This window comes from Streptomyces sp. NPDC050315 (genome assembly GCF_040655775.1).
In the GTDB taxonomy this organism is placed as follows: Bacteria; Actinomycetota; Actinomycetes; order Streptomycetales; family Streptomycetaceae; genus Streptomyces.
Window position 1 is genome coordinate 361,248 of record NZ_JBFAKN010000008.1, and the last position, 13,741, is coordinate 374,988.

12 protein-coding genes and 1 tRNA gene are annotated in these 13,741 nt (G+C 71.1%); 8 read left to right on the plus strand and 5 right to left on the minus strand.

Annotated features, from left to right (window positions below; translation table 11 throughout):
- The first annotated feature begins 146 nt into the window (after nucleotides 1-146).
- From AB0I82_RS28985 to AB0I82_RS28995, 3 genes are all read left to right on the plus strand, one after another.
- Entirely contained in the window at nucleotides 147-1,595 is a 1,449-nt protein-coding gene (locus AB0I82_RS28985) for an amino acid permease (RefSeq protein ID WP_363260330.1), read from the plus strand.
- A 32-nt stretch (nucleotides 1,596-1,627) separates the two neighbouring features.
- Entirely contained in the window at nucleotides 1,628-2,095 is a 468-nt protein-coding gene (aroQ, locus tag AB0I82_RS28990; RefSeq protein ID WP_363260332.1) for a type II 3-dehydroquinate dehydratase, read from the plus strand.
- Between the two features lie 158 nt (nucleotides 2,096-2,253).
- Nucleotides 2,254-2,565 (plus strand): 4a-hydroxytetrahydrobiopterin dehydratase, encoded by a 312-nt coding sequence (locus tag AB0I82_RS28995; protein WP_363260333.1) that lies wholly within the window; start codon nucleotides 2,254-2,256, stop codon nucleotides 2,563-2,565.
- On the opposite strand, the gene AB0I82_RS29000 is transcribed toward AB0I82_RS28995, so the two are convergent.
- Complete coding sequence (locus tag AB0I82_RS29000; RefSeq protein WP_363260334.1) at nucleotides 2,498-3,562, minus strand: YihY/virulence factor BrkB family protein; 1,065 nt, start codon at nucleotides 3,560-3,562, stop codon at nucleotides 2,498-2,500. The two genes, AB0I82_RS28995 and AB0I82_RS29000, sit on opposite strands and share 68 nt — an antisense overlap.
- A gap of 290 nt (nucleotides 3,563-3,852) precedes the next feature.
- On the opposite strand from AB0I82_RS29000, the gene AB0I82_RS29005 reads away from it, so the two are divergent.
- From AB0I82_RS29005 to AB0I82_RS29020, 4 genes are read left to right on the plus strand one after another with little or no spacing between them, the layout of a single operon-like run.
- Nucleotides 3,853-4,332 (plus strand): sigma-70 family RNA polymerase sigma factor, encoded by a 480-nt coding sequence (locus tag AB0I82_RS29005; protein ID WP_363260385.1) that lies wholly within the window; start codon nucleotides 3,853-3,855, stop codon nucleotides 4,330-4,332.
- A complete protein-coding gene (locus AB0I82_RS29010) occupies nucleotides 4,323-4,940 on the plus strand; it encodes an Asp23/Gls24 family envelope stress response protein (RefSeq protein WP_363260335.1) in 618 nt (205 codons plus the stop codon). Before AB0I82_RS29005 ends, AB0I82_RS29010 begins: the two co-directional genes overlap by 10 nt.
- Nucleotides 4,937-5,335 carry a hypothetical protein gene (locus tag AB0I82_RS29015; RefSeq protein ID WP_363260336.1) on the plus strand — a complete coding sequence of 133 codons (399 nt, stop codon included), beginning with the start codon at nucleotides 4,937-4,939 and terminating at the stop codon, nucleotides 5,333-5,335. The genes AB0I82_RS29010 and AB0I82_RS29015 overlap by 4 nt, the downstream gene beginning before the upstream one ends.
- A gap of 13 nt (nucleotides 5,336-5,348) precedes the next feature.
- Complete coding sequence (locus tag AB0I82_RS29020) at nucleotides 5,349-6,284, plus strand: class I SAM-dependent methyltransferase (protein ID WP_363260337.1); 936 nt, start codon at nucleotides 5,349-5,351, stop codon at nucleotides 6,282-6,284.
- A gap of 713 nt (nucleotides 6,285-6,997) precedes the next feature.
- Here the strand turns inward: AB0I82_RS29020 and AB0I82_RS29025 are convergent.
- The 3 genes from AB0I82_RS29025 to AB0I82_RS29035 all read right to left on the minus strand — a co-directional run bounded on the left by AB0I82_RS29025 (nucleotide 6,998) and on the right by AB0I82_RS29035 (nucleotide 10,243).
- Nucleotides 6,998-7,831, minus strand: coding sequence for an aldo/keto reductase (locus AB0I82_RS29025; RefSeq protein WP_363260338.1), 834 nt, complete (start codon nucleotides 7,829-7,831; stop codon nucleotides 6,998-7,000).
- Nucleotides 7,832-7,968: 137 nt separating this feature from the next.
- Nucleotides 7,969-9,795, minus strand: coding sequence for a long-chain fatty acid--CoA ligase (locus AB0I82_RS29030; RefSeq protein WP_363260339.1), 1,827 nt, complete (start codon nucleotides 9,793-9,795; stop codon nucleotides 7,969-7,971).
- Between the two features lie 374 nt (nucleotides 9,796-10,169).
- Nucleotides 10,170-10,243 (minus strand) — tRNA-Met (locus AB0I82_RS29035).
- A gap of 354 nt (nucleotides 10,244-10,597) precedes the next feature.
- Here AB0I82_RS29035 and AB0I82_RS29040 point away from each other — a divergent pair.
- The gene (locus tag AB0I82_RS29040; RefSeq protein ID WP_363260340.1) at nucleotides 10,598-12,577 is read left to right on the plus strand and encodes a regulator; all 1,980 of its coding nucleotides are present in this window, start codon (nucleotides 10,598-10,600) and stop codon (nucleotides 12,575-12,577) included.
- On the opposite strand, the gene AB0I82_RS29045 is transcribed toward AB0I82_RS29040, so the two are convergent.
- Entirely contained in the window at nucleotides 12,567-13,721 is a 1,155-nt protein-coding gene (locus tag AB0I82_RS29045; RefSeq protein ID WP_363260341.1) for an acyl-CoA desaturase, read from the minus strand. The two genes, AB0I82_RS29040 and AB0I82_RS29045, sit on opposite strands and share 11 nt — an antisense overlap.
- Nucleotides 13,722-13,741 lie beyond the last annotated feature (20 nt).

Genomic DNA, 13,741 nt, shown 5'->3' on the forward strand with positions numbered 1-13,741 from the left:
CCACCCGGCCGGGCGCGGCGCGTGCCAGGAGCCTGACGCAGGCCAGGTACGCAGGGCGTCCGGCGACCTCGGGCGCAGAGCACAAGCGCTCGAACGCAGAGCACAAGCGCTCGGACAAAGAGCACAAGAGAGAGCCACCACTCGCCATGCACGACCGGCACACCCGCCGCTTCGGTCTGGGGACCGCCACCGCCCTGGTGATGGGCAACATCATCGGCGGCGGGATCTTCCTGCTCCCCGCCTCGGTTGCCCCCTACGGCACCGTCAGCCTCGTCGCCTTCGGCGTCCTGACCCTCGGCGCCCTCGCGCTGGCGCTGGTCTTCGGACGCCTCGCGCAGCGCCACCCGGACACCGGAGGCCCGTACGTCTACGCGCGCGAGGCGTTCGGCGACTTCGCCGGCTTCCTCTCCGCCTGGTCGTACTGGACCATGTCCTGGGTCAGCAACGCGGCCCTCGCCGTGGCCGCCGTCGGCTACGTCCACGTGCTCTTCCCCGGCCACGACTCCAAGGGCATGGACCTGGCCGTCGCGCTGATCGCCCTCTGGCTCCCGGCGATCTCCAACTTCGCCGGCACCCGCTACGTCGGCGCCGTACAGCTGATCGCCACCGTCCTGAAGTTCCTGCCGCTGCTGTTCATCGCGATCGCCGGCCTCTTCTTCTTCGACCCGGACAACCTCGGCAACTTCCACGAGGGCAGCGGCAGCTCGCTCGGCGGGCTCTCGGCCGCCGCCGCGATCCTGCTGTACAGCTACGTCGGTGTGGAGTCCGCCGCGATGAGCGCGGGCGAGGTGCGCAACCCGCGGCGCAACGTCGGCCGGGCCACCGTCCTCGGTGTCCTCGGCGCCGCCGTGGTCTACCTCCTCGGCACCCTCTCGGTCTTCGGCACCGTCCCGCACGACAAGCTGGTGGACTCCCAGGCCCCGTTCTCCGACGCGATGAACGCGATGTTCGGTGGCACCTGGGGCGGCACGCTGATCGCCGCGGCCGCCGTGATCTCCATCCTCGGCGCGCTGAACGGCTGGACGCTGATGAGCGCCCAGTCCCCGTACGTCGCCGCCGGGGACGGCCTGTTCCCGGCCGCCTTCCGGAAGAAGCGGCGCGGCGTGCCCACCTTCGGCGTGCTGGCCTCGGTCGTCCTGGCCTCGGCGCTCACCGTGTGCAACTACGTCTCCGGTGCCGGCGGCGTCTTCGAGATCCTCGTCCTGATCACCACCTTCTCGGCCACCGTGCCCTACCTCCTCGCCGCCGGCGCGCAGGTGTACTTCCTGCTCACCGGGCGCCGCGACGAGGTGCGCCCCGGTCGCTTCGCCCGTGACCTGGTCCTCGCGCTGGCCGCCTTCGGCTTCACCTTCTGGCTGGTGGCGGGCGCCGGGTACGCGGCGATCTACCAGGGCGTGCTGTTCCTCTTCGCGGGCATCCTGGTGTACGCGTGGATGCGGGCCCGGCGGACGGCACGCGAGCGGGACACGGCCGAAGCCTCCGTAGAGGCCGAGGTCTCCGCTGAGGCTGAGATCGCCGCGACCGCCGCGACCGCCGCGACCGCCGACGCCCCCGCAGCGGCCGAGGACTCGCCGAAGGGGATACTGGCGCCCTGAGAGCGCCGTACCGAACGGAGAGTTGAGAGCACATGCCCCGCACCCTCGCCACCGCCCCGATCCTCGTCCTCAACGGCCCGAACCTGAACCTCCTGGGCCAGCGGCAGCCGGAGATCTACGGCTCCGACACCCTCGCCGACGTCGAGGCGCTGTGCGCCAAGGCCGCGGCCGCGCACGGGGGCACGGTCGACTGCAGGCAGTCGAACCATGAGGGGCAGCTCGTCGACTGGATCCACGAGGCCCGGCTCAGCCACGCGGGCATCGTGATCAACCCGGCCGCGTACTCCCACACCTCCGTCGCGATCCTCGACGCGCTCAACGCCTGCGACGGGATGCCGGTCCTGGAGGTACACATCTCCAACATCCACCACCGCGAGGAGTTCCGGCACCACTCCTACGTCTCGCACCGCGCCGACGGCGTCATCGCGGGCTGCGGCGTCCAGGGCTACGCCTTCGCGATCGACCGGGTGGCGGCGCTGGTGGCCGCGGCGCACCAGTAACTCGCGCGGCACGCCCGTCCGTACATTGGCGCGAAAGCGGGTTCGGCGTGCGAAGGTGGGTGGAAATGCTGGATGCAGTATCCAGGTGACGGCAACCTGCAATGCAGTATCCAGGCGACGGCTCGCTGTACACACGCGACGGCTGAGAGGCGGACGGCATGAACGGTCAGGTGGATCCGCTCACCGACAAGGAGATCGAGGACCGGCTGGCGGAGCTGCCCGGCTGGACGGTCGCCGACGACAAGCTGACCCGGACGTACGGCTTCGACAGCCACCTCCCGGCGGCCGCGATGGTCATCCACGTGGCCCAGATCCAGGAGGAACTGGGCCACCACTCCGAACAGACGCTGGGCTACAACAAGCTGACGATCGCGGTGAACACCCACAGCGCCGGCGGCCGCGTCACCGAGAAGGACTTCGCTCTCGCACAGCGGATCGAAGCCGTCGCAGCGGGCCACGGGGCCGGCTGACCCGGTCCCGGTCCCGGTCCCGCCCGGCGCGCGGCCCCGCAGCCCGCGACAGCTCCGCGTTGAACTGCGCGCCGGTCAGCAGGGACAGGTGGGAGAACCACAGCCAGATCAGGAAGACCACCGGGCCGGCGAGCGACCCGTACAGCCGGTTGAAGGTCCCGACGTACGACGCGTACAGCGCGAAGCCCGCCGAGGAGACCAGCCACAGCAGGACCGCCAGGACGCCGCCGGGCACCCCGCGCCGCACCCCGCGCGAGGCCGGCGGCCCCGAGCGGAAGAGGACCAGTACCAGCACGGTCACCAGGCACAGCAGCAGCGGCCACTTGACCACGCTCCAGGTCACCTCGGCCGCCCGGCCCAGCCCCACGGCGCGCCCCATCGCGCGCGCCAGCGGCCCGCTCGCCAGCAGCGCCACCGCGCTCAAGATGAGCGAGGCGAGCAGCACCAGCGCCGTACCGAGGATGCGCGGCGCCTTGCGCCACGGCGGCCGGTCGTCCTTGACCCGGTGCATGGCGTGCAGCGCCCGCCGGAACACCGCGAGATAGCTGCACGAGGACCACACCGCACTGACCGTCGCACCGCCCACCACCAGCCAGGCCGCGGTCCGCTGGTGGGACATGGAGATGAGCGCGCGGTGCAGCGTGGCGCCGGACTGGGCCGGGGCGAGCGCGCTGATGTGCTCGATCAGCTGCCCGGTCGCGGGCGGATCGGCCAGCCCGATCAGCGACACCGTCACGATCATGGCGGGCAGCAGCGCCAGCACCGAGTAGTACGTCAGGCTGGCCGCCCAGTCCGTCAGATCGTCGCGCCACACGGACAGCGGCGTACGGCACAGCGCGGTCCGCCACTGCCGCCAGTCCGGCAGCGAGCGCACGACGTCCTGTACCGCTCCGCGCACCGGCCCGGCCCGCTCCGGCGTCTGCTGTTCCGGTACCCGGCGCTCATCGCCGACCTCCATCGTGCTGGTCTTCCTTTCCGTACGGACCGTTCCGCTCATGGTCCGTTCCGCTTACGGCCCGCGCCCCATCCTGCCCCGTGCGGCGGACCCTTCCGTACCGGGCCCGTGCCCAACGGTCCCGGCGAATGATCGGAAAGCGGGAAAATCACCGCGCTTTGCGCGTGCCGTACCGGGACTTCGGGAGCGGAGCGTGCCCCAATGGGTACCGGGGCAGTGATGCCTGGCACGCATGTTCCGCGGTGCCGACCGAGAGGAGCGGACGGGTGCCCGAACCCGGCGATGCCCTCCTGGCCGCGCGGGCCGGAGAAGGGGACGAGGGGGCGTTCGAGATGCTCGTACGCCGGCACGGCCCGTCCCTGCTGCGGCTGGCGACCCGGCTCCTGGGCAGCCGGACGGACGCGGAGGACGCGGTGCAGGACGCATTCGTCAACGCCTGGCGCCGGATTCCGGAATTCCGCGGCGACGCTTCGTTCCCGACCTGGATGTACCGCATCGTCACCAACCGCTGCCTGAACATCCTGCGGGCCCGCCGCCCCACCCAGGACCTCGGCTCGGTCCCCGAACCGCCCGCGCCCGAACACGCCTCGTCGCCGGTCCGCGCGGCCGAGTCGCAGGCGGCGGTACGCGCACTGAGCGACGCCATGCAGGGGCTCACCCCCGAACAGCGCGCCTGCTGGGTCCTGCGCGAGCTGCAGGGGCTGCCGTACGAGGAGATCGCCGAGATCGTCGGCAGCACGCACCAGGCGGTGCGCGGCCGGGTTTTCCGGGCACGCCGCTATCTGACGGAGGCGATGAGCTCATGGCGCTAGGCGACGCGTACGAGGGCGAGGACCCGGCACTGCCCTGCGGCCGCACGCTCTCGGAGGTCTGGGAGGCGGCGGAGGAGGCCCGGGACGGGACGCGGGACGGTGCATGGGGTGATCTGCATACAGCCGACTGCCCGCACTGTCAGGCAGCGCTGGCGCAGCTCGGGATACTGGACGACTACGTACGCCGGGCCCGGGACCGCGACGTGGACGAGGCGGCCGAGGCGGCGGCCGCCGACCGGATCACGGCGCGGGTGATGGACCTGGTCAGGACCGACCTGCGGCCCGGCCGCACGCTCCCGCTGGGCGAGCCGACGGACGACGCGTGGATCACCGAGGCGGCGGCCGCGAAGGCGTTCCGCGCGGCGGCCGACGCGCTGCCCACGGTGTTCGCGGGCAGCTGCAAGGTCACCCTGCAGGCACCCGGCGGACCGGCGACCGTGACGATGGAGGTCGCGGCGGGCCTGGAGTGGCCGCTGCCGGAACTGGCGGAGCGGATCCGGGAGCGGGTGCTCGCGGCGGCGGACGAGGCGGTCGGCATGGCCGTCTCCGAAGTCGACGTCGCGGTCGTGGACCTCATCGACGCGGACGCGGGGGAGGAGCCGGCATGAGCGGCGCACACCGGACCGAGGGCCTCGGCAGTACGGAACGCGAGCTGCGGGCACTGCTGCAGCGCACCGCGGCCGAGGCCGCACGGGCCACGTCCGGGGTCGCGTACCTGCGTCCGGGCCTCGGCGATCTCGTACGCGGTGCGGTCCCCCTGCTCGGCCCCGCCGACGGACAGCCACGCGTCACGGGCGTCCGCGCGGAGCCGGGCGAGGCACCGGGGCTGTGGCGGCTGCGGATCCACCTCGCGGTGCGTCGCGGCCACCGCGCGCTGGACGTGGTCCGCGCGGTACGTACGGAAGTAACGGCCGCGGTCCAGCAGGCGTTGGGGCCGGAGGAGCCGGACCGGCACGGCGTCGCGACACTCACCGTCACGGTGACGGTGACGGACCTGGCGTGACCGGAGGCGGCCCATGAACGACAAGCACCCCCACGACCACTCCAAGCCGCACTCCCACTCCCACTCCCACTCCCACTCCGCGGAGATCGACTGGGAAGAGCTGGCCCCGGTGCTGGAGCGCGAGGCCGAACTCGCCACGCCCCTGTACGAACAGGCCGCCGACTGGCTGCGCACGCTGCTCGGCGGGGCCGAGGAACGGGCAGCGGGGCAGGCATCCGTACGCCGCGTCTGGGACGTCGGCTCCGGCCCCGGCGTCGTCACCTGCCTGCTGGCGCGGGCCTTCCCGCACGCGGAGGTGGTGGCGGTGGACCCGGCGCCGGAGCTGCTGGCCCGCGCCCGGGACCGCGCCGCGCGGCTCGGCCTCGCCGACCGGTTCCGCACCCACGAGGCCGAACTGCCCGGTGACGCTCTCGAAGGGCTCGGCACGGCCGACCTCATCTGGACGAGCAAGGTGCTGCACCACGTCGGCGACCAACGGGCCGCGGTGGCACTACTGGCCGGGCGGCTGCGACCCGGCGGGGTACTCGCGGTGGCCGAGGGCGGGCTGCCCATCCGGGTACTGCCGCGCGACATCGGCATCGGCCGACCCGGCCTGCAGGCGAGGCTGGACGCGGCCCAGGAGGAGTGGTTCGCGCAGATGCGGGCGGAGCTCCCGGGGTACCGGGAGACCGTCGAGGACTGGCCCGCGTTCCTGGCGCACGCGGGGCTTGCCGACACCGGCAGCCGCAGCTTCCTCCTCGACCTGCCGGCGCCGCTCGACAGCACCGCCCGCGACCACATCGCGGCCCGTCTCACCCGAGCCGCCGACCAGTACGCCGACTTCCTGGACGAAGCCGACCGCACGACGCTGGCCCGCCTCATCGACCCGACCGACGAAGCGGCCATCGCCCACCGCCCGGACGCCTTCCTGCTCACGGCTCAAACGGTCCACGCGGGCCGGGCGGAGTGAGGGGCGGGTGACCGGCCCGGACCGCCACGGTTGCTGACGTTGCGTCAGTCGCCGGTTACTCGTCCGTGCACTTGATGGCGGTGACCGTCAGGCGTGCGTGCCCCGATTCCGCCGGCGGCTTCGCCTCGCCGGTGAGGCTGAGGTCGGGGGCGGGGCGGGTGGGAGGTGCGGAGGGACAAGGCGAGAGGGACCCGCCGTCCGGAGTGGGCGTGGAGCCCGTCGGCGCGGGCGTGGAGCCCAACGGAAACCATCCGAACTCCGGCTCCGGCGTCGACGTCTCCAGCCCGCCATTGAGCCCCAACGTCATCCCGCCCCCGGCGACCACCAACGCGCCCCACGCACCGATCAGCCACCGCTTCCCCCGCCGCGACACCGCGCCCCCTCATCCGTCGACCGTCGATCATCCTCAGTCGACCGCCGATCACCCACCGTCGATCGCATACCGCCGACTGCCGCCGATCGTACGGCAGTTCGGCCGGCGCGGCCGCCGCCGCGCTGCCGTTCTCGCGCGTCAGCGGCGCCGGCCCGGCCGGGCGGTACCGCGACGCCTACCGGGGCATCGTCGCCTCCGCCGTCACCGAGGCGGACGCGCGCCTCCACGACGACGTTCTGCCCTTCGACGACTACATGGAGCCGCGGCTCACCAACTATGGCGAACGGCGCCGCCGCCCCGGCGAATGGGGCGGCGGCGCCGTACCGTGAACCGGAGTGGCTCAGGCCACGTCGAACGTGGCCGGGTCCGGGCCCAGCCGCTTGTCGGCGTTGAGGCCGGCGAGCGTGTCCATGTCGGCGGCGTCCAGCTCGAAGCCGAAGACGTCGAAGTTCTCCTTGATCCGGGACGGGGTCGCGGACTTGGGGATGACGACGTTGCCGAGCTGGAGGTGCCAGCGCAGCACGACCTGGGCCGGGGTCTTGCCGTGCTTCTCGGCGAGCTTGCCGATCGTGGCGTTCTCCAGGAGGCCCTTGCCCTGGCCCAGCGGCGACCACGCCTCGGTGGCGATGTCGTGCTCGGCGTGGAAGGCGCGGGTCTCGGCCTGCTGGAGCTCGGGGTGCAGCTCGATCTGGTTGACCGCGGGGACGACGGAGGTCTCGTTCAGCAGCCGCTGGAGGTGCGGCGGCTGAAAGTTGGAGACGCCGATGGCCTTGGCGCGGCCGTCCGCCTGGATCTTCTCGAACGCCTTGTAGGTGTCGACGTAGGTGTCCCGGGCCGGCAGCGGCCAGTGGATCAGGTACAGGTCGACATAGTCCAGCCCCAGCTTGGCGAGCGAAGCGTCGAACGCGCGCAGGGTCGAGTCGTACCCCTGCTCGGTGTTCCACAGCTTCGTCGTCACGAACAGCTCGTCACGGGCGATGCCGGATGCGGCGAGGGCCTTCCCCGTGCCCTCCTCGTTGCCGTAGATCGCGGCGGTGTCGATGCTGCGGTACCCGGCCTCCAGGGCGTGGCCGACAGCGGTGAACGCCTCGTCGTCCGGAATCTGCCAGACACCGAAGCCGAGCTGCGGCATGGTGACGCCGTTGTTGAGGGTGATGTGGGGAACCTTGCTCACGAGCGAATCGGTCCTTTGGTCGGCGTACAGGTTCTACGGGTACACAACGATCTTCCGGACCCATGCATTCCCGCGCACGTCGACTGCACATCGAATGCCGTCGACCGAATGCGGTGTCACCCGTTCCGCGGACCGAGCTACCGCTGGTACAGCGCCGCCACCTCGGCCTCGTACGCCGTCTCGATCGCCTTCCGCTTCAGCTTCAGCGACGGCGTCAGCAGCCCGTGCTCCTCGCTGAACTGGTGGGCCAGAATGCGGAACGTACGGATGGACTCGGCCTGCGAGACGAGCGTGTTCGCGGCGACCACGGCCCGCCGGATCTCGGTCTCCAGATCCGGGTCGCGCACCAGGTCGGTGGCCGGCAGGGACGGCTTGCCGCGCATCTGCAGCCAGTGCGTCACCGCCTCCGCGTCCAGCGTGACCAGCGCGGCGACGTACGGCCGGTCGTTGCCGATCACTATGCACTGGGCGACCAGCGGGTGCGCCCGTACGCGCTCCTCCAGTGGTACCGGCGAGATCGTCTTGCCGCCGGAGGTCACCAGGATCTCCTTCTTGCGGCCGATGATCGTGAGGTACCCGTCCTCGTCCAGCTGCCCGAGGTCGCCAGTGGCCAGCCAGCCGTCGTGCAGTACGGCGTCGGTGGCCTTGGGGTCGTTGAGGTACCCCTGGAAGACCTGGCCGCCGTGCACCCACACCTCGTTGTCGTCCGCGATGTGGATCGTCGTACCGGGGATGGGCAGCCCGACCGTGCCGAACCGGGTCTGCTCGGGCGGGTTGGCGGTGGCCGCGGCGGTGGACTCCGTCAGGCCGTACCCCTCATAGATCGTGACGCCCGCGCCCTCCCAGAAGAGACCGAGCCGACGCTCCATGGCCGAGCCGCCCGACATCGCGTGCCGGACCCGGCCGCCCATCGCCGCGCGGACCTTGCTGTAGACGAGCTTGTCGAACAGCTGGTGCTGCATACGCAGGCCCGCACCGGGCCCGGAGCCGGTGCCGAACGCCTTGTGCTCCATCGCCTCGGCGTACCGCCGCGCCACGTCGACGGCCTTGTCGAAGGGGCCGACCTTGCCGTCCGCCTCGGCCTTGCGCCGCGCCGCCGCGAACACCTTCTCGAAGATGTAGGGCACCGCGAGGATGAAGCTCGGCTGGAAGGACTGCAGGTCGGGGAGGAGCGCGGTGGCCGAGAGGTTCGGCTGGTGGCCGAGCTTCACCCGGCCACGGATCGCGGCGACCTGCACCATCCGCCCGAAGACATGCGCCAGCGGCAGGAAGAGCAGGGTGGACGCCTCGTCGCCGGGCTTGGAGTGGAAGACCTTCTCGTACCGGGCGACGACGTTGTCGGCCTCGGCCATGAAGTTGGCGTGGCTGATCACGCAGCCCTTGGGGCGGCCGGTGGTGCCGGAGGTGTAGATGACGGTCGCGGGCGCGTCCGGGGTGACGGCCATCCGGTGCCGGTGCACGACGTCGTCCTCGATGTGCGCGCCCGCCTCGGTCAGCTCGGCGATCGGGTCGGCGTCCAGCTGCCACAGCCGCCGCAGGTGCGGCAGCCGGTCGATGACCGAGCCGACGGTCATGGCATGGTCCTCGTGCTCGACGACGCACGACGAGACGGCCGAATCGTGCAGCATCCAGAAGACCTGCTCGGCGGAGGAGGTCGGGTACAGCGGTACCGGCTGCGCGCCCACCGACCACAGGGCGAAGTCGAACAGCGTCCACTCGTACCGTGTCCGAGACATGATCCCGACACGGTCGCCGAACCGCACGCCCTGGGCCAGCAGCCCCTTGGCGAGCGCCATGACCTCGTCGCGGAACCGCGCGGCGGTGACATCCTCCCAGCGTCCCGCGTCGTCCTTACGGCAGAGTGCGACCTGGTCGGGGCCGGACTCGGCATTCTCGAAGACGGCGTCCGCCAGACCGCCGACCCGGGGCGCCGTCGCCAGTGGGGGGACGGAGTACTCGCGCAATGACCCGCTCCTCGTGGTGCTCCATGCAGCGCCGCGACCGTACCCCACATGAGCGTCCGAACGGCAGCGACTGCCAAACGTCCGAACCGTGGCCATAGGCCCTGGTCATCCGACGAAAACGGGCTACTCTCGGAGAACCCCGGACATGAACCCGCGAGTAACCTGCCCGACGATCACGTCACCGGGACCGTTTCTGCACCAAATCTTTCCGATCGGAATCAGCCACGGCTAGCCAGGGCGTGGCCGACTTGTCGGGGTGCGCTCGCGCTCACGCCGGAAGGGATCGTTGCGGACGAAGGGCGAGGAGGGTCTCATCGACGTCCTCACGGCAACAGCGAAGGCCCGGGTCCTCAGGACCCGGGCCTTCACTTTCGTAGCGGGGACAGGATTTGAACCTGCGACCTCTGGGTTATGAGCCCAGCGAGCTACCGAGCTGCTCCACCCCGCGTCGGTACGCTGAACTGTACGGCATCGGCCCGGATAGGCCGAATCGCGAACCGGCCCGGCCGGCTGCCGACCGGGCACTGCCGTGTCGCACCCCCCGCCACGAGTAACCACCACCGGCTGCTCGCCCAACGGAATGCGGAAGCAAGTGGCCCGCTCTCGGCAGTCGGCCGGCCTGTAGCGGTCAGGGTGGAGCAGGTTTGCGCGGCTTTCATGTAGTCGGTGTCATCACGCCACGCTCTGCGGCTGAGGGGAGATGCTGTCAAGGGTGGGCAGCCTTCCGGGACCGCGTACGCGACTGATCGGGCGCACAGTCGAACTGGAGCGATTGGAACGCCTTGTGTGCCATCGGTCCCGGGTGGTGACGCTGACCGGGGTCGGCGGCGTGGGGAAGACGCGTCTCGCGTTGGCAGCCGCAGATGCCGTGCAGGTGCAGTTCCAGGACGGGGCCTGGTTCGTCGAGCTGTCGCCGTTGACGAACGGTGTGCTGGTCGCGCATGTCATCGCCGAGACGCTGCCGCTGGCCGACCAGACGACCCGGCCCATGATTGACGTGGTGGCCGAGTACCTGGCCGAGCGGGAGACACTGCTCGTCCTGGATACCTGCGAGCACCTCGCCGATGCTTGTGCCCTGGCGGTGGAGGTGCTGCTGCGGGCCGCGCCGGGTCTGCGGATCCTGGCCACGAGCCGGTGCCCGCTGAATCTGGCCGGCGAGGAGGTGGTCGTGCTCGACCCGCTCCCGGTGCCGGGGGAGGGCGAGAGGGTAGAGGGCGAGGGGGATGCGCTGGCGCTGTTGGCCGAGCGGGCCGGGGAGGCCGTGCCGGGCTTCACCGTCACCGATGCCAATCGGCCGGATCTTCTGTGGCTGTGCCGCCGCTTGGAGGGGCTGCCGCTGGCGATCGAGCTGGCTGCGGCCCGGCTGCGTGAGCTGAGCGTGGCCGAGCTGGCCGAGGGGCTGGACGACCGGTTCAGCGTGCTGGGCAACGACCGCGAGTCGGTGCATGACGCCGATCCCCCGTGGCATCAGGCGCTGCGTACCGCGATCGGATGGAGTCACCAGTTGTGCACGCCCGGGGAACGGCTGCTGTGGGCGCAGCTCTCTGTGTTCGCGGGAAGCTTCGACGCCGAGGCGGCGCGTCAGGTGTGCGCCGACGAGTGGCTGCCCGGCGATGAATTGCCGAGGCTCTTGGGCGAGCTGGTCGAGAAGTCGATCCTGGCCTGGCTGCCCACGGGCGGCGACGAGCGGTACGGGATGCTGGACACCATCCGTGAGTTCGGCGGCCACTGGCTGCGCGCGCTGGGGGAAGAAGACGTGCTGCGTCAGCGCCACCGGGATCATTACCTGGCGTTGGCACGTCGGGGCGACGCCGGCTGGCTCGGGCCGGACCAGTACGCCTGGTGCGGTCGGCTGGCGGACGAGCACGACAACGTGCGTGCTGCCGTGGAGTTCTGTCTGGAGCGGCCGGCGGGGCATGTCGCCCTGGAGCTGACCGGGAGACTGTGGTTCTTCTGGCACTGCTGCGGGTTCACCCGGGAAGGGCTCCACTATCTGGAGCGGGCCCTGGCCCTCGATACCGAGCCGAGCCGGGCACGTGCGCAGGCGCTGTGGGTCTGCTCCCTGATCCTGTCGGACCTGGGTGACGCGCCGCGAGGGGAGCGCCGGGCCACCGAATGCGCCGACCTGGCCGAGCGCCTGGGCGACACCGAGCTGGCGGACGAGGCACGGGCCATGGTCGCCTTCGCCGCGGTGATCAGCGGCGACATCCAGCGCGCCAAGGGCCTGGCGCAGGGCCTGTTCGACGGGCACCGGTGCGAAGGTGGACTCGTCCATCCAGTGTTGGCGGCCGCCCTGTTCCTCGGATACGCGTACACCTTCGAGGGAGAGATCGATAAAGCTGTCGCCGTCCTTGAGCATCTGCGCAATGACTGCGAGCGATACGGCGAGTTCTGGATGCGTGCCTACGCGGATTACCTGCTTGCCCGGGCCGAGCTGGCCCGCGGCCACCACGCAGCGGCGCGACACCGCGGCCGGGCGGCTCTTGAGGTCAAGCATGGGCTCAACGACTGCTTGGGCATGGCCATGTGCCTGGATGTGATGGCCGCCGCGACGGCCGGCGCGGGCCTCGGCGAGCGTGCCGCCCGCCTGCTCGGCCTGGCCCAGCAACTGTGGGACACGCTGGGCAAGCCGCAGCTCGGACTGCCCGATTGGGTCGCCGCACGCGAACGGTGCGAGCAGCAGATCCGCCAGGCCATCGGCGACCACGCCTACGAGGCTGCCTACGAGGCAGGGCGTGCGGCCACGTGGGACGCGGGGATGGCCTACGCCCTCAGCTGCTAGGCGATTTCGTTTGGATCACCTGGTGGTCCCGAGGAAGATGCGTAGCCCTGCGGAAGTCCGGAAGGGCCATGCGGCAGATGCGGGCCCAGGTGGAGGCGTACTGCTTCAGGAGCGGGCCGGTGGTGTAGGGGATGCCATGCGCCGTGAGGACTTCGCGGACTCGGGGGGCGATCTCGGCGTAACGGTTGCTGGGCAGATCCGGGAAGAGATGGTGCTCGATCTGGTGACTGAGGTTGCCGGTGAGGACGTGGAAGACGGTGCTGCCCTCGAGGTTGGCCGAGCCGAGGGCCTGGCGCAGGTACCACTGGCCGCGGGTCTCGTTCTCGGTCTCCTCTTCGGTGAACGAGTGGACGCCGTCGGGGAAGTGGCCGCAGAAGATCACCATGTGCGCCCACAGACTGCGTGCGGTGTTGGCGGTGAAGTTGCCGAGCAGGCAGGGCACGGCGGAGGGGCCGGCGAGCAGCGGGAAGAGCAGGTAGTCCTTGGCTGCCTGGCGGGCCCCCTTGCGTAGGGTGTTGGTGACGTCGCGGAGGAAGGCCCGCAGGGGTTTGCGGCGTTGGAGGACGGCGTCGGCCTCCAAGTCGTACAGGGCTGCCAGCCACTCGAAGTAGGGCGCGCTCAGGGCCGTGTAGAGGGGCTGGAAGAGGTGGACGGGGTACCAGGGCTGGTCCTTGCTCATCCGCAGGACGGTGAAGCCGAGGTCGCGGTCGCGGCCGACGACGTTGGTCCAGGTGTGGTGAATGTTGTTGTGAGTGTGCTTCCAGGCGTAGGCCGGGGTGGGGTTGTCCCATTCCCAGGTGGTGGAGTGGATTGCCGGGTCGCGCATCCAGTCCCACTGGCCGTGCATGATGTTGTGCCCGAGTTCGAGGTTCTCCAGGATCTTGGCGGTGGCGAGGGCGGCGGTACCGACGAACCAGGCCGGGGGCAGCAGGGAGACGGCCAGGGCCGCGCGCCCGCCGATCTCCAGCCGGCGGTGGACGGCCACGACGGTGTGAATGTAGCGGGCGTCCTCGGCGCCACGGCGGGCGAGGACATCGGCACGGATACGGTCGAGTGCGCGGCCGAGGGCTTCGGTGTCCGTACTGTGCGGCGGCGCGTCGGGCGAGTGGGGCAGGGCCGGATCGGTCGTAGTGGCAGTGGCCATGGTGGACGGCTCCTCCAGTG

Bases quoted from the DNA above. Each gene is read 5' to 3' on its own strand.
- AB0I82_RS29015 (WP_363260336.1), top strand. From the start codon at position 4,937: ATGAGCGGCGCACACCGGACCGAGGGCCTCGGCAGTACGGAACGCGAG.
- AB0I82_RS29045 (WP_363260341.1), bottom strand. From the start codon at position 13,721: ATGGCCACTGCCACTACGACCGATCCGGCCCTGCCCCACTCGCCCGAC.
- AB0I82_RS29000 (WP_363260334.1), bottom strand. From the start codon at position 3,562: ATGAGCGGAACGGTCCGTACGGAAAGGAAGACCAGCACGATGGAGGTC.
- AB0I82_RS28995 (WP_363260333.1), top strand. From the start codon at position 2,254: ATGAACGGTCAGGTGGATCCGCTCACCGACAAGGAGATCGAGGACCGG.
- AB0I82_RS28985 (WP_363260330.1), top strand. From the start codon at position 147: ATGCACGACCGGCACACCCGCCGCTTCGGTCTGGGGACCGCCACCGCC.
- aroQ (WP_363260332.1), top strand. From the start codon at position 1,628: ATGCCCCGCACCCTCGCCACCGCCCCGATCCTCGTCCTCAACGGCCCG.
- AB0I82_RS29005 (WP_363260385.1), top strand. From the start codon at position 3,853: ATGCTCGTACGCCGGCACGGCCCGTCCCTGCTGCGGCTGGCGACCCGG.
- AB0I82_RS29010 (WP_363260335.1), top strand. From the start codon at position 4,323: ATGGCGCTAGGCGACGCGTACGAGGGCGAGGACCCGGCACTGCCCTGC.
- AB0I82_RS29020 (WP_363260337.1), top strand. From the start codon at position 5,349: ATGAACGACAAGCACCCCCACGACCACTCCAAGCCGCACTCCCACTCC.